Annotated in this window: 17 protein-coding genes and 1 tRNA gene; 12 read left to right on the top strand and 6 right to left on the bottom strand. The window is 32.3% G+C overall.

Annotated features, from left to right (window positions below):
* Positions 1-112 precede the first annotated feature (112 nt).
* Positions 113-2,887 (bottom strand): TonB-dependent receptor, encoded by a 2,775-nt coding sequence (locus N534_RS0109935; RefSeq protein ID WP_028892344.1) that lies wholly within the window; start codon positions 2,885-2,887, stop codon positions 113-115.
* 78 nt (positions 2,888-2,965) lie between these two features.
* Complete coding sequence (gene der / locus N534_RS0109940) at positions 2,966-4,273, bottom strand: ribosome biogenesis GTPase Der (protein ID WP_038005898.1); 1,308 nt, start codon at positions 4,271-4,273, stop codon at positions 2,966-2,968.
* A 106-nt stretch (positions 4,274-4,379) separates the two neighbouring features.
* Here der and N534_RS0109945 point away from each other — a divergent pair, with 106 nt between their 5' ends.
* On the top strand, positions 4,380-4,892 hold the full coding sequence (locus tag N534_RS0109945) for an ABC transporter ATP-binding protein (protein ID WP_028892346.1): 513 nt from the start codon (positions 4,380-4,382) through the stop codon (positions 4,890-4,892).
* On the opposite strand, the gene era is transcribed toward N534_RS0109945, so the two are convergent.
* Positions 4,889-5,770 (bottom strand): GTPase Era, encoded by an 882-nt coding sequence (gene era, locus N534_RS0109950; RefSeq protein ID WP_028892347.1) that lies wholly within the window; start codon positions 5,768-5,770, stop codon positions 4,889-4,891. The genes N534_RS0109945 and era overlap by 4 nt on opposite strands.
* A gap of 140 nt (positions 5,771-5,910) precedes the next feature.
* Between era and N534_RS0109955 the strand changes: the two genes are divergently transcribed.
* The 11 genes from N534_RS0109955 to N534_RS0110005 all read left to right on the top strand — a co-directional run bounded on the left by N534_RS0109955 (position 5,911) and on the right by N534_RS0110005 (position 16,246).
* Positions 5,911-5,983: transfer RNA gene (locus N534_RS0109955), tRNA-Met, on the top strand.
* A gap of 127 nt (positions 5,984-6,110) precedes the next feature.
* On the top strand, positions 6,111-6,758 hold the full coding sequence (locus N534_RS0109960) for a hypothetical protein (RefSeq protein ID WP_038005900.1): 648 nt from the start codon (positions 6,111-6,113) through the stop codon (positions 6,756-6,758).
* Between the two features lie 191 nt (positions 6,759-6,949).
* A complete protein-coding gene (locus N534_RS0109965; protein ID WP_028892349.1) occupies positions 6,950-7,396 on the top strand; it encodes a protein-disulfide reductase DsbD domain-containing protein in 447 nt (148 codons plus the stop codon).
* 21 nt (positions 7,397-7,417) lie between these two features.
* Positions 7,418-9,409: a protein-disulfide reductase DsbD gene (locus N534_RS0109970; protein WP_028892350.1), complete on the top strand. Its 1,992-nt coding sequence runs from the start codon at positions 7,418-7,420 to the stop codon at positions 9,407-9,409.
* Between the two features lie 483 nt (positions 9,410-9,892).
* Positions 9,893-10,330, top strand: coding sequence for a GNAT family N-acetyltransferase (locus tag N534_RS0109975; protein ID WP_081728309.1), 438 nt, complete (start codon positions 9,893-9,895; stop codon positions 10,328-10,330).
* A 1-nt stretch (position 10,331) separates the two neighbouring features.
* Entirely contained in the window at positions 10,332-11,195 is an 864-nt protein-coding gene (locus N534_RS0109980) for an RNA polymerase sigma factor RpoD/SigA (RefSeq protein ID WP_028892352.1), read from the top strand.
* Between the two features lie 33 nt (positions 11,196-11,228).
* Entirely contained in the window at positions 11,229-11,423 is a 195-nt protein-coding gene (gene rpsU / locus N534_RS0109985) for a 30S ribosomal protein S21 (RefSeq protein WP_028892353.1), read from the top strand.
* Positions 11,424-11,426: 3 nt separating this feature from the next.
* Positions 11,427-12,848 (top strand): sodium:solute symporter, encoded by a 1,422-nt coding sequence (locus tag N534_RS0109990; protein ID WP_028892354.1) that lies wholly within the window; start codon positions 11,427-11,429, stop codon positions 12,846-12,848.
* Complete coding sequence (locus N534_RS0109995) at positions 12,848-13,987, top strand: amidohydrolase (RefSeq protein ID WP_028892355.1); 1,140 nt, start codon at positions 12,848-12,850, stop codon at positions 13,985-13,987. The genes N534_RS0109990 and N534_RS0109995 overlap by 1 nt, the downstream gene beginning before the upstream one ends.
* Positions 13,984-15,138: an alanine racemase gene (gene alr, locus N534_RS0110000; protein ID WP_028892356.1), complete on the top strand. Its 1,155-nt coding sequence runs from the start codon at positions 13,984-13,986 to the stop codon at positions 15,136-15,138. The genes N534_RS0109995 and alr overlap by 4 nt, the downstream gene beginning before the upstream one ends.
* A 1-nt stretch (position 15,139) precedes the next feature.
* Positions 15,140-16,246 (top strand): alanine racemase, encoded by a 1,107-nt coding sequence (locus tag N534_RS0110005; RefSeq protein WP_028892357.1) that lies wholly within the window; start codon positions 15,140-15,142, stop codon positions 16,244-16,246.
* A 56-nt stretch (positions 16,247-16,302) separates the two neighbouring features.
* Here the strand turns inward: N534_RS0110005 and N534_RS0110010 are convergent, their stop codons facing one another.
* The 3 genes from N534_RS0110010 to N534_RS0110020 form a co-directional block, all read right to left on the bottom strand.
* Positions 16,303-17,550 carry an FAD-binding oxidoreductase gene (locus N534_RS0110010; protein WP_028892358.1) on the bottom strand — a complete coding sequence of 416 codons (1,248 nt, stop codon included), beginning with the start codon at positions 17,548-17,550 and terminating at the stop codon, positions 16,303-16,305.
* 50 nt (positions 17,551-17,600) lie between these two features.
* Positions 17,601-18,608: a 4-hydroxyproline epimerase gene (locus N534_RS0110015; RefSeq protein ID WP_028892359.1), complete on the bottom strand. Its 1,008-nt coding sequence runs from the start codon at positions 18,606-18,608 to the stop codon at positions 17,601-17,603.
* A gap of 158 nt (positions 18,609-18,766) precedes the next feature.
* Positions 18,767-20,353 (bottom strand): aldehyde dehydrogenase (NADP(+)), encoded by a 1,587-nt coding sequence (locus tag N534_RS0110020; protein WP_028892360.1) that lies wholly within the window; start codon positions 20,351-20,353, stop codon positions 18,767-18,769.
* Positions 20,354-20,374 lie beyond the last annotated feature (21 nt).

The raw sequence follows: 20,374 nt of genomic DNA on the forward strand, positions 1-20,374 counted from the left end.
AAAATGAATCAATACAAATTTACGAAATTGATAACTAAAGAGTCGTTTTTAACAAGGCTCCCTTTCAAAAAAAAACACTCATCAATACTTGATGAGTGTTTCGTAAGTTTTTTTAAAACCTAAAGTTATAATCTCGAATTTTACCTTTTTTACCTAAGCTGTTGAATTTCCAACTAAAGCCTAACATAAAATATTGTTGTAGCACAGTACTTTCAGAGTCTTCTATGTAGTTTGAGGTAGCTCTACGTTGTGCATTGGTATTTTGATTTAATAAATCATAAGCTTTTAAACTAATAGTACCTTGATCTTTTAATACAGAGTAGGCTAGGGTAGCATTCCAAAACCAAGCAGCTTTGTTAAATCCAATTACATTTGGATTGTATGTGTAGCGGATATCATTTCTCCATTCTAATTTCTTTGGAATGTTTGTTTTGGTTCTAATATCAACAGAATGTCTAGTGAAGTTTCTGTTTTGGGTAGTGTTTATGTCGTATTTTGTATTTGAGAAATCAATATCGTAGCTACCTTCAATAGAAGCTATTTTATCCCACTCTAAAGTAGCTCTGAATACAGGACTAAGTGAAGTTGTTTTAGCTCCTTCTTTTATGTCATTTAAAATATTGAAGTTTTTATCCGTTCTAATATGCGCTCCAGCTCTAAGTTGTAAACTTAAAATAGAATCTAGTTTTATTTTTTTACTATAACTACCTCCTCCTACAAAATCATAACCACCATTTGTGTTTTCATAAGTAGTATTTCTAACTAAGTCATCATCAATAGATGTATTGATAATTACTTGATCATTGTATAGGCTACCCCTCATGTAAACCCAAAAACCTGTTCGCGCTTGCCAATTAAATTTATTAAAATTAATATATGCAGTATGGTTTTGAGTAGGTTTTAGGTTTGGGTTACCTGTAATAATATTAGAAGGATTGGTTACGTCAGAAAAAGGCTGTATTTGATTTATATTAGGTGCGTTATTGCTTAAACGATAATCAAAATAAACAGAAGCTTTAGAGTCAAATCGGTATCTAAAACTAGAATTAAGATCTAAGTTATTATAATCTTTTTGTAAGCTTAATTCAGAGCGTAATTTGTCGTTGTTTTCTAAGGTTCTGTTTACAAAACCAGTTCCAAAATTAAAACGCCATTTTTTTGTTTTATACACTAATTCTACAGAAGGAGTTTTAGTAATGTCGTTGTAAGTAAAATCAGAACTTAAATCCGTATTAAAGTCACTATACTGCTGTGTGGTATCATTAAAATCAAAGGTGTTTTCTTTATTTTCTCGTTCATTACGTTGATAACGATATTTTGCATCTAAAAAGAATTTATTAGCAACTAAAGGAAAACGATAGGTGAATTGTGTGGTCATTCCGGTTAAATCATTCTCAATAGAGCTTTTTTGGTCTCGGATTTCTGTACTAGGAGAACTGCCAAAAACTTCAATAGTAGATTTATTTATTTCTTCTGTGTCTGATTTATCAATACGGTTGGTAATAGAACCTTTTATAAAAGAACCTTTACTTCCAATTTTTTTTGTAATGTCTAATCTGTTTTCAAAGTTGTTGGCTTCAGATGTAGCGTAAGCTGTACTTGTATAGCTATTTGTAAGTGTATTATTTTCATCTAAAGATTCTTCTTGTCTACGATTACTTCCTTCACGCTTATTAAAAACGAAAGTAGGTCTGATGTTAATTAAAAGAGTAGAATCTATTTCTATATCAAACTCAGTGTCAAAACTATGATTGTGGTTTTCATCGTCTGAGGAAGAAACAGCATTAGAGAAATATTTTCTATCAGGAAGGGTATATTCTCTGTTGCTTTTTGACTCGTTGTTTGAAGTACTTCCAGAGTAAAAATAGTTGGCATTTACATCTAAACCTTTCCCAAACTCATCTGCATAGGTCGCTCCTGCAGTTTTAGACTTTATAATTCCGGAACCACCACCAAAACGTCTTCCGTTAATGCTGAAACCGCCATTTCCACCAATCCAAATATTACCACCGCCACCAAACATTTTTTGAATTTCTCCAAAGCTGAACCCAGGTGAGTTAATATTGTTTGTACTTGCCAATACACTAAAACGTTGGTTATTGTCAAAACGATTTACCATAGCAGCGCCTTCAAAACGTTTGTCAGTACCAGCGCCACCAGATACTCTACCAAACCAACCTTTATTGTTTTCTTTTTTAATAGTTAAGTTGATGGTTTTGTTATTAGCATCTCCGTTTTCACCTGTAAAAGCTTCTGATTTAGATTTTGTATCAGTAATTTGTACCTTTTCAATAATATCTTTTGTTAGATTTTTAGTTGTAATACTAGGATCATTTCCAAAGAAAGGCTTTCCGTTAACCAAAATTTTATTTACTTCTTTTCCATTTACAGTAATTTTACCATTTTCATCAACTTCTACACCAGGTAGCTTTTTTAGTAGGTCTTCAACGTTAGCATCTTTTTTCGTTTTAAAAGATTTTACATTAAATTCTAAAGTGTCTTTTTTAACTGTGATAGGAGCTCTAGATTGAATAACAACTTCACTTAATATATTACTTTCTTCCTTTAATGAAATTGTTCCTAAATTCAAAGTAGAAGATTTATCAAGTTGAATGTGTTTTGAATAACTGTCCATTCCCACATACGAAACAAACAGTTTTACATTCTTATCATATGATTTTCCTTCTAAAGAAAATTTTCCTTTATCATTTGTAATAGTGTAGGTAACAATAGTGCTGTCTTTAGTTCTTTCAAGATGAACTGTGGCAGCATCGATAGGTGTTTTTTCTTTTTCGGAGTTTATTGTTCCTGTAATTTTGAACTGGTAAGATTGCGCTATAATTGAACTAGTTAATAATAGCGTAAAAATAAAAAGTAGTTTTTTCATTTTTTATAGCAATTTGATTTTCAATTGGCTACAAATAAAGAGAAAAAACTACTTTCTGGAAGTTAATTTTTGTTAAAATTATTTTTGACGGAAATAAATGCTAATTGGAACTCCGTTAAAATTATAGTGTTCGCGTAATTGATTTTCTACATAACGCTTGTAAGGATCTCTAATATATTGTGGTAAGTTAGCAAAAAATGCAAACTGTGGTGTATGCGTAGGTAATTGCATACAGTATTTAATTTTAATAAACTTACCTTTGGTTGCTGGAGGTGGATTATGTTCCATAATCTCCAACATCGTTTCGTTTAACTTACTTGTTTGAATACGACGTTTTCTGTTTTCAAAAACATCAACAGCAGTTTCAATAGCTTTAAAAATACGTTGTTTAGTTAACGCAGAAATAAAAATAATTGGAACATCAGTAAAAGGAGCAATAGTTTGGCGGATTTTAGCTTCAAAATCACGCATGGTATTGGTTTCTTTTTCAACTAAATCCCACTTATTAACTAAGATTACAATTCCTTTACGGTTTTTCTCGGCTAACCAGAATATTTTTTCATCTTGACCTTCAAATCCGCGTGTAGCATCAATAACTAATACGGCAACATCACAATGTTCAACAGCACGAACAGCACGCATTACCGAATAGAATTCTAAATCTTCTTTTACTTTTGATTTTTTTCTGATTCCAGCTGTATCAACCAAATTGAATTCAAATCCAAAACGATTGTATTTAGTATCGATAGAATCTCGTGTCGTTCCAGCAATATTGGTTACAATATTTCTGTCTTCGCCAATTAAAGCATTGATGAAAGATGATTTCCCAGCATTTGGACGCCCAACAACAGCAAAACGAGGTAATTCGTCTTGTTTATCTTCATTTTCATCTGGTTCAGGAATTTCTTCAACAATAGCATCTAGTAATTCACCAGTTCCACTTCCGTTAATAGAAGAAATCGTATAGTATTCACCTAATCCAAGATTGTAAAATTCTACAGCATCTGCATCACGCATCGCATTATCAACCTTGTTTACTGCCATGAATAGAGGTTTTTCAACCTGACGTAAAATTTTAGCAACTTCAGCATCCATAGGTGTAATTCCTTGTTCAACATCAACTACAAAAACAATAATATCAGCTTCGTCAATAGCTAACTGAACTTGTTTACGTATTTCTCCTTCAAAAATATCATCAGAACCAATTACATACCCACCAGTATCAATTACAGAAAATTCTTTTCCGTTCCATTCAGATTTTCCATAATGTCTATCTCTAGTAACTCCACTAACAGAATCAACAATAGCTTCACGACGCTTTACTAGTCGGTTAAATAAGGTAGACTTACCTACGTTTGGTCTCCCAACAATCGCAATAATACTCATTTTGCAAAAAAATTTGTGCAAAGATACAATTTAGCAAATGATTTATGATGAATTTTAGATAGTATATAGTTTTTGCTATATTGTTGGCATTTAATATTTTATTTTGATGGATGATAAATTATACAACCAGATTTTTTTAAAACCGAGATTTCAGTTGGAATTCGAGATGAATTCACAGGTTTTATTGGAAGAAATTAAGAAGCATTTAAACGATGTTTCTAAGTATAAAATGAAGGTTGTAGATAATCATGTTGTGGTTGATGTGCCTGAAAAGGAATCGCATTTATGGTCTCCACAACTACATATTGAAATAGAAGAAACTTCTGAAAGTACTTCACATATTAAAGGATTATTTGGTCCAAAGCCTCAAGTATGGACTTTTTTTATGTTTTTGCATTTTTTGGTGGGTACAGCATTTGTAATTTTTGGAATTGTTGCTTATAGCAATTGGTCATTAAAACAAATTAGTATGTTGCCCATAGTAATGTTGGTCGTATTACCTATTGTTTGGGTAGCACTTTATTTAGTTGGTAGCCTAGGAAAATCAACAGGAAAAAAACAAATGGATGAACTAAAAGAGTACACCAAGCAATTGTTGCGAACCATTAAAGAACATTAATCTTTGTAGCCAAATCGCTTTAATTGACGATCGTTAGAACGCCAATTTTTATTGATTTTTACATGCAGGTCTAAAAAGACCTTTTTGTCAAAAAATTGTTGAAGGTCTTTTCGAGCTTCAGTTCCAACACGTTTAATGGCGCTTCCTTTATGTCCAATAATAATTCCTTTTTGAGTTTCACGCTCTACCATAATAACAGAACGGATTTTTATGATATTATCTTCTTCAACAAAACTTTCAGTTTCTACTTCTACTGAGTAAGGAATTTCTTTTTTATAGTGTTGAAGAATTTTTTCACGAATTTTTTCATTCACAAAAAAACGTTCAGGTTTGTCAGTTAATTGATCTTTTGGGTAAAAAGCAGGGGACTCAGGTAAAAGCTCAATAATTTTATAAAAAACGCTCTCCACGTTAAAGTTTTCAAGAGCAGAAATAACATACACAAAAGAGTTAGGAACTTTCTTTTTCCAATAGTCAACTTTAGCCGCAACTTCTTCTTGAGTCGATTTGTCAACTTTATTCAATAATAAAATTACAGGAATTTTACTGTTGATGATTTTATTGAAAAACGCTTCATTTTTCAATTCTGTTTCGCCTACTTCTACCATGTAAATGAGTACATCGGCATCTTCAAAAGCCGATTTTACAAAATCCATCATAGATTCTTGCAGCTCATAAGCAGGTTTAATAATTCCAGGAGTATCAGAAAACACAATTTGATAATCTTCACCATTTACAATTCCCAAAATACGATGTCTTGTAGTTTGTGCTTTAGAAGTAATGATAGATAATTTTTCACCAACCAATGCGTTCATCAAGGTTGATTTCCCAACATTAGGGTTTCCGATAATATTTACAAATCCTGCTTTATGTGTCATAGGGCAAAGATAGGTTGTTTTGAGCAAGAATTGTTGATTTTTATGAGCTTGTTATAGAGGGGTTTAAAAAATATTTTAAAAATAAATGCTTTTTTATTTGGAGAAAAGAAAGAAAAGTACGTATCTTTGCAACCGCAAATCGCGGGATAGAGCAGTAGGCAGCTCGTCGGGCTCATAACCCGAAGGTCACAGGTTCGAGTCCTGTTCCCGCTACTAGATAAGAGCAATCAGAAATGGTTGCTCTTTTTTGTTATTAGATATTTTTAAGAAGTTAAAAGTGTCATTTTTGAAAAAGCATTTAATACTATTAAGGATTAGTTTAGATATGAATAAAAATTTTATGAAAAAAGTAACAGCTTTAAGTTTAATTGTTTTGAGTTTAGTTTTTCTGTCTTGCAATAGTGAAGATGAATTGGAGAATGAAAGAAAACCAAAATTAATAGTCAAAGTAAAAAATACTTGGATTGATAATACTGCACCAAGTGAAAAAGTAGCTAATGCCACAGTTTTGGTTTATGAGAGCCTATTAGATTTAAAAAATAATTTTAATGTAATAGCTGAAGGAATTACAGATGAAGAAGGTGAAGTAGAAATTACCAATAATGTAAGGTTTGATCAAAAATACTACATAGATGTAAGAAAAGAATGTAGTAATAATTATTTGAGTATAGATTTTGGGTTTGAAGAATTATATACTATTACCCCAAAAGATTCGGATGAGAGAGAATTAAGCACATTAAGAGTTAGTGTTTATGAGACGGGAACTATTAAAATACTCAACAAGAATATAGATAATTATTATGTTAAAATTTTAGGGCATAATGTAGGAGTAATTGAAAGTAATGAAACAAAAATTATAAACTATCTGCCTACAAGTGATGCTTTCAATAGTTCTTTTGTATTGATTAATGAATCAACAGGAGAAAAATATGATACTACAAGTTTTAAAGCAGTATGTGGTGAGGTTAAAGAATATGTTATAGAATAAGTTTTTTCAAGGAAATAAAGACTTAGTAAGGCACTTCTCTTTTTTGTCTAAGTATGAGCAATCAGAAACGAGTGCTCTTTTTTGTTTTGTACTATTTATCAATGAATGTTAAACTTTTTTTAATCTTTTGTGTTTTAGTAGATAAAGACATTACATTTACCAATCAAACATAATACAACTAATTAAAACCAATGAAAAAAATACTTTTTATCTTGTTGTTTGTTATCGGTAGTATTTCTTATGCTCAGGTTCATGATCCTGTAAAATGGAGTACTTCAGTAAAAAAGATCTCCGATAAAGAAGCAGAGTTAGTAGCTGTTGCTACAATTCAAAAAGATTGGCACTTGTACTCGCAAGAAATCCCAAAAGGCGGGCCAATTCCTACGTTATTTACTTTTGAAGGAGATTCTCGTTACTTGAAAAAAGGGAATACAACAGAGCCAGAAGGACATGTAGTTGACGATCCTATTTTTGAAATGAAAATTAAATACTTCGATACCAAAGCTGTTTTTACTCAAAAAATTCGTTTAAAATCTGCTGAAAAATTTACAGTTAAAGGAACTGTAGAATATATGGTTTGTACAGGTGAAAACTGCTTGCCTCCAAAAGAAGTAGAACTAGTTTTCAATGTAAATTAATCCCCTTACCCCATTAACATGATGAAAAAAATACTAGCATTTTTGCTTTGTTTTACTGTTGGGTTTTCAGCTATTGGTCAAATCCATGACCCTATTCAATGGAAAACAAGTGTCGAAAAAGTTTCAGAAACAACCTATAATTTAGTAAGTACAGCTGCTATTGAAGGCGATTGGCATTTGTATGCACAAGAAGTTCCGAAAGGAGGTCCAATTCCAACGACCTTTACTTATGACGATGAAGGAGGAAAAATTAAAATCGTAGGAAACACTTCTGAACCTGAAGGAGTAATTAAGTTTACTACCCTTTTTGGTGAAGAAGGAATGAATATTAAATCCTTTGCTAAGAAAGCAGTTTTTAAGCAAGAAATAGAGTTAGCTGATGCTAGTGTAAAACAAATTAACGCGTTTGTGGAGTTTATTGCTTGTACTGATGAAATGTGTCTGCCTCCAAAAGAAGTAGATTTAACGTTCGATTTAACGAAAGCTACAGCAGTAACAGCTTCTGCTGAAGCAACAAAAGAAACGAAAACAACAGACCAAGTAGCTTCAAAAGAAACCAAAAAAGAAGAGAAGAAAGGTTTATGGACTATTTTTTTATTAGGCTTGGGAGCTGGTTTTGTGGCGTTATTTACCCCCTGTGTATTTCCCCTTATACCAATGACGGTAAGTTTTTTTACGAAACAAAGTAAAAATAAGACACAAGGAATAAGGAATGCCTTAATTTATGGGGCTTCAATTATAATTATTTATGTTTTATTAGGAACAGCAGTAGTAGCTATTTTTGGAGCAAGTGCAATAAATGAGTTTTCAACAAGTGTAACTTTTAATCTTATATTTTTTGTTGTATTAGTAATATTTGCAGTATCCTTTTTAGGTGCTTTTGAAATAATGCTTCCAAATTCTTGGGCTAATAAGATAGACAGTAAGGCAGATAAAGGAGGTTATATAGGCATCTTTTTTATGGCATTAGCTTTAGCGATAGTGTCCTTTTCATGTACAGGACCATTTGTAGGGAATATCATTGTTTTATCGGCTTCAATTGGAGGTTTGGCTCCAGTTATAGGGATGTTAGGGTTCTCATCAGCTATTGCGTTGCCATTTGCTTTATTTGCAGCCTTCCCAGGATGGTTAAACTCATTACCAAAATCAGGAGGATGGTTAAATACTGTAAAAGTAGTGTTAGGGTTTTTAGAGTTAGCTTTAGCATTTAAATTCTTATCAAATGCTGATTTAGTATTACAATTACACTTATTAGAAAGAGAAGTGTTCATTGCTATTTGGATAGCTATTTTCGGAGCATTAGCTTTTTATCTCTTCGGAAAAATACAATTACCACACGATAGTCCAATCAGTCATATTTCCGTAGGAAGATTAAGTTTAGGATTGATCGTTTTATCCTTTACTATTTACATGATTCCAGGGCTTTGGGGAGCACCACTAAACTTAATTAGTGCGTTCCCTCCACCACAACATTATAGTGAATCACCTTACGGGGTTGGATTTACAAAAAAGGGAACAGCAAGTGTTCAGCAAGACAATCACGAAGCTTTACCTGAAGGAGCACATTTAATGCCTCCTCATGATATCATATCGTTTCACGATTATGACAAAGGATTAGCTTATGCAAAAAAAGTAGGCAAACCAGTGATGTTAGATTTTACAGGGCATGCTTGTGTAAACTGTAGGAAGATGGAACAAAACGTATGGGTAAAACCAAAGGTGTTGGATGTTTTAAAAAACAAGGTAGTATTAATTTCTTTGTATGTAGACGACAAACGTCCGTTAAAAGATGACGAAGTAGTAGAGTCGAAACTGAATCCAGGAAAGAAATTAAAGTACATCGGACAAAAGTGGAGTGAACTACAAACTATTAAGTATAAAGCCAACTCACAACCGTTTTATGTATTGATGAATCATGATGAATCAAACATATCAGATCCTGTAGGCTACATGCCAGATGCAGATGAATATTTCAACTGGCTTGAAGAAGGAATTACCAACTTCAACAAATAAATACAACTCAAAAGCACCTTAATTTTTAAGGTGCTTTTTTCTTTTGAAGAAAACTTGCTTAATGTAAAAAGCTCTTTTCTAGGCTCATTTTGAAATTTGCCGTATAATTCTTACCTTTGTACGATATGGTAGATACTACACACGAGAAAAAAAATCAACGAGTTTTTACATTCAACTTCCTTGTGTTCCGAAACCAGTCGGACAAGTTTATTCCACCAGGATTCTAATTTATTGCTTTTCTTAAAAAGGAAAAGATTTCAAACGTATTTGCATTATTTTAAGTTCTATCTAAATTGATAGAGCTGAAAAATATTCGGTTCTTACGAATAGCTATTTGGCATATTCGTACACTTTTCGCAAAAGTATATACTGCGCTAAAAAAAAATAAACCCCAAATAGGCTGTTACAACTCTTAAAAACTTCAATAAAAAGTGCTGAAGTTGTTTGTTGTTAAACTCAATACCTATTTATAAAAATCAAATTATGACAGTACACACTTACGATGCTTTTAATCGTATAACACCTCTTGAAATGGAAAGAGTAACGAATTTTTTATACACACATCTTGAAAACTATGGAGATGCTAAAACAGCCATTCGAAAGGCTATAGACTACGCCGCAAAAGAAAGAACTGGGTTAGGAGGTTATGTGTTTACAATAGAAGATAAAAATAAAATTGTAGGAGCAGTAGTGATTAATAAAACAGGAATGGATGAATATATACCTGAGAATATTTTGGTTTACATCGCTACTCATAAAGATTATAGAGGGAAAGGGCTTGGTAAAAAGATAATGAAGCATGCCATTGAAAATTGTAAGGGAGACATTGCTTTACACGTAGAAAAAGATAATCCAGCTAAGTTTTTATATGAAAAACTAGGGTTTACGACTCCGTACTTAGAAATGAGACTAAAACGATAATATGAGACAGTTAAAAATAACAAAACAAGTTACCAATAGAGAATCAAAATCTATTGAAAAATACTTACAAGAGATAGGGAAAATTGACTTGATTACTGCTGATGAAGAAGTTGAATTAGCTCAAAGAATCAAGACAGGAGACCAAAGAGCCTTAGAAACCTTGGTAAATGCAAATTTACGATTCGTTGTTTCGGTAGCTAAACAGTACCAAAATCAAGGGTTGCGTCTTTCTGACTTAATTAACGAAGGAAATATAGGTTTGGTAAAAGCAGCAAGACGATTTGATGAAACTCGTGGATTTAAGTTTATATCCTATGCAGTTTGGTGGATACGTCAATCAATTTTACAAGCCTTGGCAGAACAATCACGTGTGGTAAGATTACCACTTAACAAGATTGGAAGTATTAGCAAAATAAACAAAGCTGTATCTAAGTTAGAGCAAAGTAACGAGCGTATGCCAACTCCCGAAGAAATAGCTAAGGTGTTAGATATGACAGTTTCCGATGTGAAACAATCTATGAAAAACTCAGGAAGACATATTTCTATGGATGCACCTTTAAAGGAAGGAGAAACATCAAACTTATACGATGTTATAAGGGCTTCAGAAGCTCCTAAGCCAGATAAAGAGTTGATGCAAGAATCGTTACAGTTAGAGATTAGTAGAAGCTTAGAAACGCTATCTCCAAGAGAATCTGACATCATAAAACTATTTTATGGATTAGAGAATTACCGACCTATGAGTTTGACCGAAATAGGAGAAACATTTGATTTAACAAGAGAGCGTGTACGTCAAATTAAAGAAAAGGGAATCAGAAGGTTAAAACAAAGATCAAGAACTAAAGTATTGCAAACGTACTTAGGTTAATGAATCAAAATATGAATTAAAAAAACAATATATATGTTAATAATACAGGTAAGAGAAGGCGAGAATATTGATAGAGCCATTAAACGATATAGAAGAAAATACAGAAATACAAAAGTATTGCAAGAGATAAGAGAAAGAAAAGAATACACAAAACCATCAGCAAGTAAAAGAGAGCAGTTAAAAAAAGCTCAATACAAAGAACGGTTTTTGCTAGAACAAGAAAAATAATTTATGGATATACATTTTATTGATCTACTCATATTTATTACTTATTTAATTTTTATGCTTGGAGTAGGAGTGTACTTCATGAATAAAAACAAATCAAAAGACGATTACTATGTAGGAGGAAGAAACATGTCTGCGAGCCACATTGGGTTATCTGTTGTTGCAACAGATGTTGGTGGAGGTTTTTCTATCGGGTTAGGAGGTCTTGGTTTTTTAATGGGACTCTCCGGTAGTTGGATGCTTTTTACAGGATTGTTAGGTGCTTGGATAAGCGCCGTTTTTTTAATCCCAAAAGTATATCCAATAGCGAAAAAAAATCACTTTTTAACTTTTCCTCAATCGTTAGCACACCATTATAATGTAAAAGTGGCTTTAATTGCAGGAATCATTTCTCTTATAGGATATATAGGTTTTACAAGTTCACAAATATTAGCAGGAGCAAAACTAGCATCTGCTACATTTCCGTCAATTTCTATAACCGACGCAGTTTTAATTATGGGAGTTATAGCGGTGGTGTACACTGTTATTGGAGGAATTAAAGCAGTAATTTATACCGATACCATTCAATGGATAATTTTAATGGTAGGATTGATTGGTATAGGAATTCCAATTGGTTTTATCGAAATAGGAGGGTGGACTGCTATTAAAGAAACTTTACCAGCAAGTTTTTTATCGTTATCAAACATAACATTTATTGATATGTTTAACTGGATTATTACCATTGTGCCTATTTGGTTCGTGGGAATGACCTTGTATCAGCGAATTTATGCTTGTAAAGACGAAAAAACAGCCAAAAAAGCATGGAAAATAGCGGGGTTGTTTGAATATCCAATTATGGCTTTTATGGGAGTTGCTTTAGGGTTATTCTCCAGAGTTGCTTTTGAACAAGGAATGTTTTCGTCAATAGGGTACGCACCAGGTACTGAAATGGATGCAGAATTAGGATTACCATTGTTGTTAAGAAGTATTTTACCAGTAGGGTTAATGGGATTGATGATGTCAGCTTATTTTTCAGCAATTATGTCAACTGCAGATAGTTGTTTAATGGCAGCTTCAGGAAATTTAACAACGGATATTTTTGGATATTTTAAGAAAAGTATCAGTATAAAAAACTCGCAAATTATTACATTTTTTATAGGAGGTCTAGCTATTCTGTTGGCTACCATGATGCAAAATGTATTAGAGTTAATGCTGTATTCATATGCCTTTATGGTATCTGGTTTATTAGTGCCTGTTTTAGGTACATTAGTGCTAAAAAAACCATCATCAACAGCGGCTTTTTATGCGATGATTATAGGTGGACTTACTACTTTAATATTAATTATCTTAGAGGTGAAATTACCATTCGGTTTAGATGCTAACTTCTTCGGAATTACATTATCAGCTTTGGTATTTTCTATAATTCAATTTACTAGAAAAGAAAAGTAGTGGAAGCTTTACAAAAGAGTTTAGAAAAAGTTAGAAAAGAGTTACATCAACATCCAGAAATCTCTGGAGTAGAATATGAAACTCAAAAAAAGATAAAGGCATTTTTAACTAATAATGCCTCATGTACAATTGTTGAAGTTGCTCAAACAGGACTAGTAGCTGTTTTTGAAGGAAAAGAAAATGGTAAAACCATCATGTTACGTGCTGATATTGATGCGTTACCTATTCAAGAAGTAAATACGTTTCAACATCAATCAAAAAACAAAGGAGTTTCTCACAAATGTGGGCATGATGGACATACAGCTATATTACTTGGAGTTGCAAATAGGTTAACAAAATATCCAATTGAGAAGGGAAAAGTATTGCTACTTTTTCAACCTTCGGAAGAAAATGGTAATGGAGCAGAAATGGTTTTAAACGATCCTTTTTTCAAAAATACAAACATAGATTTTGCTTTTGCTTTACACAATTTACCAGGTTTCGAAAAGCATGAAATAGTGGTTAAAAGTGAAATATTTACCAGTAATGTAAAAAGTGTAGCAATTCAACTCAAAGGAAAAACAGCGCATGCTGCAGAACCTGAAAAAGGATACAATCCTGCTAATGCAATTGCTACAATATTAACTTTTGCTGAAAAAGAGAGTAAAAACTTACCAGACTCACCTGATTTTATTTTGATAACTCCAGTTTATGTAACTATGGGAGAAAAAGCATACGGAGTTTCAGCAGGATATGGAGAAGTTCATTTTACATTAAGAAGTTGGAATACGAAACTGATTGAAGAAAAAAGAAAAAAGTTAGAGAAATTCTTAGCTCAATTAGAGCAAAAATATTCACTTAAAATTGAAGCTTCGTGGTTTGAAGAGTTTTATTCAAATACAAATGATGATGAAGCTATTTCAATCATAAAAAAATCTGCAGAGAAACAAAATTTATCAATTAATGAAATTAAAACTCCATTTAAATGGGGAGAAGATTTCGGATTATTTACTCAAAAGTATAAAGGAGCAATGTTTGGTTTAGGTGCTGGAAAAAACTCACCTGCTTTACACAATCCTGATTATGATTTTCCTGATGATATTACGATGACAGGAGTTCACTTATTTTATAGCATAGCAAAGGAGGTATTAGATTCATGACACACACATCTTTTATAGAAATTTCCGAATCGGCAATTAAAAACAATATCGATTTTATTAAAAATCATCTAGGTAATGAAGTGACATTTTCTTCTGTAGTAAAAGGAAATGCTTATGGTCACGGAATTAGAACTTACTGTAGTTTAGCTTATAAATATGGAGTTCGACATTTTAGTGTTTCTGATGCTAATGAAGCTTATGAAGTAAAGAAAACATTGCTTCAAAAGGATGTTACCATAATGATTATGGGAATGATTCACAATAGTCAAATAGAATGGGCTGTTGAAAATAATATAGAGTTTTATGTTTTTGAAAATGATAGGTTACAAGTTGCTGTTGAAGCTGCTAAGAAACTTAAAACTTCAGCAAAAATTCATATAGAAATAGAAACAGGAATGAACCGTACAGGGTTTATTTTAAAAGATATAGCTAAGGTTTTGAAATATGTTCAAGAAAATATAGAACACCTTGTTGTGAAAGGAGTTTGTTCTCATTTGGCTGGAGCAGAAAGTATTTCAAACTACAAAAGAATTACCGATCAGCAAAAGAAGTTTAGGAAGACAATAAATAAAATAAATCAGCATGAATTTTTAAATCCTGATTTTCATTTGGCAAGTTCAGCCGCGAGTATTCGATATCCTAAAACTAGATATGACTTGGTGAGAATAGGGATTTTACAGTTTGGTTTTTTCCCTACAAAAGAAATCCTTGTCCATTATTTAAATAAGCATAGAATTTTTGAATCACCTCTACAAAGGGTTATCTCATGGAAAACCCAGGTAATGGATGTTAAGACTGTAAAATCGGGTCAATTTGTAGGTTACGGAACCTCATTTTTTACCAATCATGAAATAAAAATAGCAATTGTACCAGTAGGATACTCATCAGGATATAGTAGGTCGTTAAGTAATAGAGGTAAAGTTTTAATTAGAGGAAAAAGACATAATATTATTGGAACTGTTAATATGAATATGATGGCAGTTGATGTAACTTATGCAGACAATGTTGAAAAAGGAGATGAAGTTGTATTAATAGGAGATCAAGGAGACAGAGAAATTACAGTATCATCATTTAACGATTACATACAGATAATCAATTACGAGTTACTAACTAAATTACCAGATAATTTACCAAGAATTATAACAAAATAATATGGCAGAATTAATAATACATTCTGAAAGAATAAAACAGAATATAAAAGATTTAAGCGACTTTTTTAAATCAAATGATATAGAGTGGAGTTTAGTTACTAAAGTGTTTTCAGGAGATAAAACGTTTTTGAAAACTATATTAACTAAAGATGTAATTAAGAATATAAATTCGGTAGGAGATTCTAGGTTAACTAGTTTAAGAAACTTACGAGCAGTAAATCCAGATTTAAGAACCATTTATATAAAACCTCCTGCAGAAGTTTATGTTGATGAAGTAGTTGAATATGCAGATATATCTTTGAATAGTTCACTGTCTACCATAGAGGCTTTAAATCAAGCAGCTAAAAAGAAAAATAAAGTTCATCAAATCATTATTATGATTGAATTAGGTGAGTTAAGAGAAGGTGTAAGAAGAGATGATATTTTAGATTTTTATGAAAAGGTATTCAATTTATCAAATATTGATGTGATTGGTATTGGCTCAAATCTTGGTTGTATGTATGGTGTAGAACCTACGTATGATAAATTATTGCAGTTATCACTATATAAAGAACTGATTTCAGCAAAATTCAATAAAGAATTAAAATATGTTTCAGGAGGAACTTCGATTACTTTACCATTGATAGAAAATAAAATTGTTCCTAAAGAGATTAATCATTTTAGAATTGGGGAGGCTGCATTTTTTGGTTTAAGTCCGCTAGAAAACAAGCAGTTTAAAAACCTACACACCGAAACATTTGAGTTCTATGCTAATATTATAGAGTTGAAAGAAAAAAAATTAGTACCAGATGGTATTATAAACGATGCGAATATTGGGCATACAACTGATTATGATGAGAGCAATGTACAAGAAACATCTTATAAAGCAATTTTAGATGTTGGTCTGTTAGATGTAGATAAAGATGATATTGAAGTTGAAGATAAAGATATTTCTTTTGTTGGAATTACTTCTGATATGCTAGTAATTGATGTTGGAACTAATAAAGACAAATCAGGAAACGTAAAGTATAAAGTAGGTGATAAAATTAAATTTAGACCTAGTTATATGGGAGTTGCGAGATTATTAATCTCAAAATTTATAGATAAAGTTTATAAAGATGACATGTAAATGTCTGCTATTTTGTTGTTTTAAAAACTCAAGAGTTTAATTACTCTTGAGTTTTTTTATGCAAAACGTTCAACATTAAAAGGGGTAATATTTACACTTGTTTTTTTATCAGAAATAATTTCAGAAACTAATTTACCTGTTGCAGGTCCCAAACTCCACCCCATCATAGCATGACCAGCTGCTACGGTTACATTTTTAATTTTTGAAAGTTTACCAATGTAGGGCAAACCATCAGGAGAACATGGGCGTAGGCCACTTTCAACATTATCTATTTCTTTTTGATTAATGTTTAAATTGTTGTAATAACTTTTACTAGCGTTAACGATAGCATTTACTCTCTTCTTATTTATTTTGTTATTGATGCCAGCAATTTCCATCATACCTCCAAAACGTGTAAATCCATTCATTGGAGTTACTGCAACTTTAGCTTCCGTTAAAATGGCAGGAATTGTAATACCAGTATCGTTTTTTACATTAATCCGATAACCTTTACCAGCTTGCACAGGAATATTAATTCCTAATTTTTTTGCTAGCTTCTGTGTCCAAGATCCAGTGGTTAAAATAAATTCATCAGCAACAATCGTGTTGTTTTTTGTATTGATTGATTTTATTGTATTGTTAGAAACATGAAAATCTAGAACTTCTTCATTAGACAAAAAGGTAACATTATTTTGTTCTAAGTACAACTTAAGTTGTTTCATATATTCACTTGGAGTCATGTGAGCATCAGAATGATAATATACAGCTCCTTTAATATTCAATTGAATATTAGGTTCGAGTTTTTGAGTTTCTTCTTTAGTTAAATGTTCAACTTTCAACCCTTCTTTTATGCCAAGCTTTCCAACATTCCATTCTTCTTCTCCCATTTTATCAGTTTTATAATACATCATCAATCCTTTATGCTGATAATGAAAGTCAAAATCTTTAGAAGCCTTTATTTCTTCGTATAATTCTCTGCTGAATAAATTAATGTCTTTAATAACAGGAATAGAAGCAGCTACTTTTGTATGTGTTGCAGATTTTTTAAAAAACCAAGCCCATTGTAAGAAGTCATAATCTAAACGAGGTTTAATAGATAATGGACTAGTAGAACTAAGCATCCATTTTAACCCTTTGGAAATCATTCCTGGAGCTGCCAAAGAAACTATATGACTAGGAGTAATAATCCCAGCATTAGCAAATGAAGCTCCTGATGAAAAATCTGATTTTTCAATTACAGTTACTTTGTGTCCTTCTTTTTGAAGGTAATATGCGGAACTTAAACCTATAATTCCACCACCAATGATTATAATTTCTTTACTCATAAAAGATCCCTCGACTACGCTCGAGATGATAATTCGTTGCTTATAAAATATTAAATAACTTGAAAACCATGAGCATAAGAATCATCTTCATCATCGATAATGATGGTGTTGTACCCATATACTTTTGCCCATCCTTGAATACTAGGAACAATGGCTAACTTACCATCTAAAGTAGTTTCTTTTTCAACTCGACCAATAAATTTACTTCCTATAAAACTTTCGTGAATAAATTCCTCGCGAACTTCTAACTTTCCTTTAGCATATAACTGTGCTAAACGTGCTGAGGTTCCTGTACCACATGGACTTCTGTCAATTGCTTTATCACCATAAAAAACAGCATTTCTTCCTGATGAAGTAGGGTCAATAGGGCTACCTGTCCACAACATATGAGTTACATCTCTAATAGTATCATTTTCTGGATGAATAAATTGATCAGGATATTTTTCATTGATTCGTTCTCTAACAACTTGTGAGTATTGAATAATTTTAGAAGCAGTAAAATTGTGAACTCCTGAAAAGTTTTTTTGAGGGTCTACAATTGCGTAATAGTTTCCGCCATAAGCAACATCAAAAGTAATTTCTCCTAATTCAGGGCAATCTATAGTTAAACCTTCTGCTGCTAAGTAACTTTTTACATTGGTTAGTCGAACCCAATCTACCTTTTTACCAGTTTGTTGGTATTCAATTTCAACCAAACCAGCGGGAGCTTCCATTTTAATTTTTCCAGGAACTTTAGGAGTAACTAATCCTTCCTCAATAGCTATAGTGATTGTGCCAATAGTTCCATGCCCACACATGGGTAAACATCCAGAAGTTTCAATAAATAAAATAGCAAAATCGTTTTCGGGATTGTGAGGAGGGAATAAGATTGAACCACTCATCATATCATGTCCGCGAGGTTCAAACATTAAACCTTTGCGAATCCAGTCGTATTCTTTTAAAAAATGCTGACGTTTTTCGCTCATGTTGGTTCCTACTAAGTTAGGACCACCACCTGCAACAACTCTTACAGGATTTCCACAGGTGTGTGCATCAACGCAAAAATAAGTTTTTCTCATGCTAAATTGAATCGCCAGCTTGTATTCTTTGGTAGAAAAAACCCTTCAAATTTTTCTATTTAGGGAAACACAAAGCTGGCTTTTTTCAATTTCTTTAGCCAGTTTCAAAAATAAGTTTTTGAGGTCTGATATTTTCTAAAGAAATTATTAAAATTTTATTATTTCACTTGTTCTTTTGTAAGCGTACCGTTAACAGAACGTAAAATTTGCAAAGGATTCTCATTTTTTAGTTCATCTGGTAACAAATCGTTGGGCCAATCTTGATAACTAAATGGTCGTACCCAACGTTTAATAGAGTTTATTCCAACAGCTGTAAATCGACTGTCTGTAGATGCTGGATATGGACCTCCATGTACCATTGAAGGACAAACTTCAACACCTGTTGGAACTCCGTTAAAAATAATTCTTCCAACCCTGTTTTGTAAGGCAGCAATTACAGTAGGGTAGTTTACTACTTCATTATCATCTGAAATTACAGTTCCAGTAAGTTGTCCTTCTAAATTTGAAATAATTTCTTCTAATTGTTCTTCATTCTCACATTGCACAACCATAGAGTATGGTCCAAATACCTCCTGATGTAAGTTTGGATTATTTAAAAATGTTTTTCCTTCAACAGTTGTAACTACTTGTGCAGCATAGTTAGGTTGAGTACTTTCTTCATATGTAGCTACTAATGTTAAACCTTCCTGATTAAGAGCTTTAGTTTTATTATTCTCATATGCTCCAATAATATTAGGATGTAACATACAACTAGGGTTGATTTCTACAATCTTTTGAGCTAATGAGTTAATAAAGTTTGTTAAATTTTCTCCTTTTAACCCTAGAATTAAACCTGGGTTGGTACAAAATTGTCCAGTACCTAAAGTGATAGAATTAGCATAGGTATTAGCTAAACTATCAGTTCTATTTTGTAATGCTTTTGGAAGCATAATTACTGGGTTAATACTACCCATTTCTGCAAATACAGGAATTGGTTCTTCACGTTTTGCAGCTAAATCTAACAAAGCTCTACCACCTCTAATACTTCCTGTAAAACCAACAGCTTTTACTTTTGGGTGAGTAACTAATTGTTGTCCCACTTCTATACCACTCGAATTTAAGTTAGAAAATACACCGTTTGGCATTTCTGTTTTTTCTGCTGCTTTAATTATGGCAGAAGCTATAAGTTCACCAGTACCAGCATGCATAGGATGTGATTTCACTATAACAGGACAGCCAGCTGCTAAAGCAGCTGCTGTATCTCCACCTGCTGTAGAATAAGCAAGAGGGAAATTACTAGCACCAAAAACTACTACAGGACCTAACGGAATATTCATTTTACGTAAATCTGATTTAGGGTTTGGTTCTCTATTAGGTATAGCAGTATCAATAGTAGCTTCTACCCATGAACCATCTTTAACCAAATCAGCAAATGAACGTAATTGAAATACAGTTCTTCCTCGCTCTCCTTTTGCGCGTCCTTCTGGTAAACCAGATTCAGAACAATAAGTTTGTATTAATTCATTGTCTAAGGCTAAAATTTCATCAGCAATAGCATTCAAAAACTCAGCTTTTCTTTCACCTGAAATAGTTCTATACTTTTTAAACGCTTTTGAGGCTAAATTGACAGCTTCGTTAATTTCTTCAGAAGTAGCTTCAGTAAAAACGACTTCATTTTCCTGATTTAATTCGGGATTGAATGTTTTATATGTTGTACTTCCTAAAGAGGATAATTGATTTCCTATATAGTTTTTTCCTGTAATCATATTTTAATGAGGTAGAGAGTT

It is taken from the genome of Tenacibaculum sp. 47A_GOM-205m (assembly GCF_000518405.1).
In the GTDB taxonomy this organism is placed as follows: domain Bacteria; phylum Bacteroidota; class Bacteroidia; order Flavobacteriales; family Flavobacteriaceae; genus Polaribacter; species Polaribacter lutimaris.

Bases quoted from the DNA above. Each gene is read 5' to 3' on its own strand.
- N534_RS0109975 (WP_081728309.1), top strand. From the start codon at position 9,893: ATGACAGTACACACTTACGATGCTTTTAATCGTATAACACCTCTTGAA.
- N534_RS0109980 (WP_028892352.1), top strand. From the start codon at position 10,332: ATGAGACAGTTAAAAATAACAAAACAAGTTACCAATAGAGAATCAAAA.
- N534_RS0110010 (WP_028892358.1), bottom strand. From the start codon at position 17,550: ATGAGTAAAGAAATTATAATCATTGGTGGTGGAATTATAGGTTTAAGT.
- N534_RS0110005 (WP_028892357.1), top strand. From the start codon at position 15,140: ATGGCAGAATTAATAATACATTCTGAAAGAATAAAACAGAATATAAAA.
- rpsU (WP_028892353.1), top strand. From the start codon at position 11,229: ATGTTAATAATACAGGTAAGAGAAGGCGAGAATATTGATAGAGCCATT.
- N534_RS0109970 (WP_028892350.1), top strand. From the start codon at position 7,418: ATGAAAAAAATACTAGCATTTTTGCTTTGTTTTACTGTTGGGTTTTCA.
- N534_RS0109960 (WP_038005900.1), top strand. From the start codon at position 6,111: ATGAAAAAAGTAACAGCTTTAAGTTTAATTGTTTTGAGTTTAGTTTTT.
- N534_RS0110015 (WP_028892359.1), bottom strand. From the start codon at position 18,608: ATGAGAAAAACTTATTTTTGCGTTGATGCACACACCTGTGGAAATCCT.
- era (WP_028892347.1), bottom strand. From the start codon at position 5,770: ATGACACATAAAGCAGGATTTGTAAATATTATCGGAAACCCTAATGTT.
- N534_RS0110020 (WP_028892360.1), bottom strand. From the start codon at position 20,353: ATGATTACAGGAAAAAACTATATAGGAAATCAATTATCCTCTTTAGGA.
- alr (WP_028892356.1), top strand. From the start codon at position 13,984: ATGACACACACATCTTTTATAGAAATTTCCGAATCGGCAATTAAAAAC.
- N534_RS0109990 (WP_028892354.1), top strand. From the start codon at position 11,427: ATGGATATACATTTTATTGATCTACTCATATTTATTACTTATTTAATT.
- N534_RS0109935 (WP_028892344.1), bottom strand. From the start codon at position 2,887: ATGAAAAAACTACTTTTTATTTTTACGCTATTATTAACTAGTTCAATT.
- der (WP_038005898.1), bottom strand. From the start codon at position 4,273: ATGAGTATTATTGCGATTGTTGGGAGACCAAACGTAGGTAAGTCTACC.
- N534_RS0109945 (WP_028892346.1), top strand. From the start codon at position 4,380: ATGGATGATAAATTATACAACCAGATTTTTTTAAAACCGAGATTTCAG.
- N534_RS0109965 (WP_028892349.1), top strand. From the start codon at position 6,950: ATGAAAAAAATACTTTTTATCTTGTTGTTTGTTATCGGTAGTATTTCT.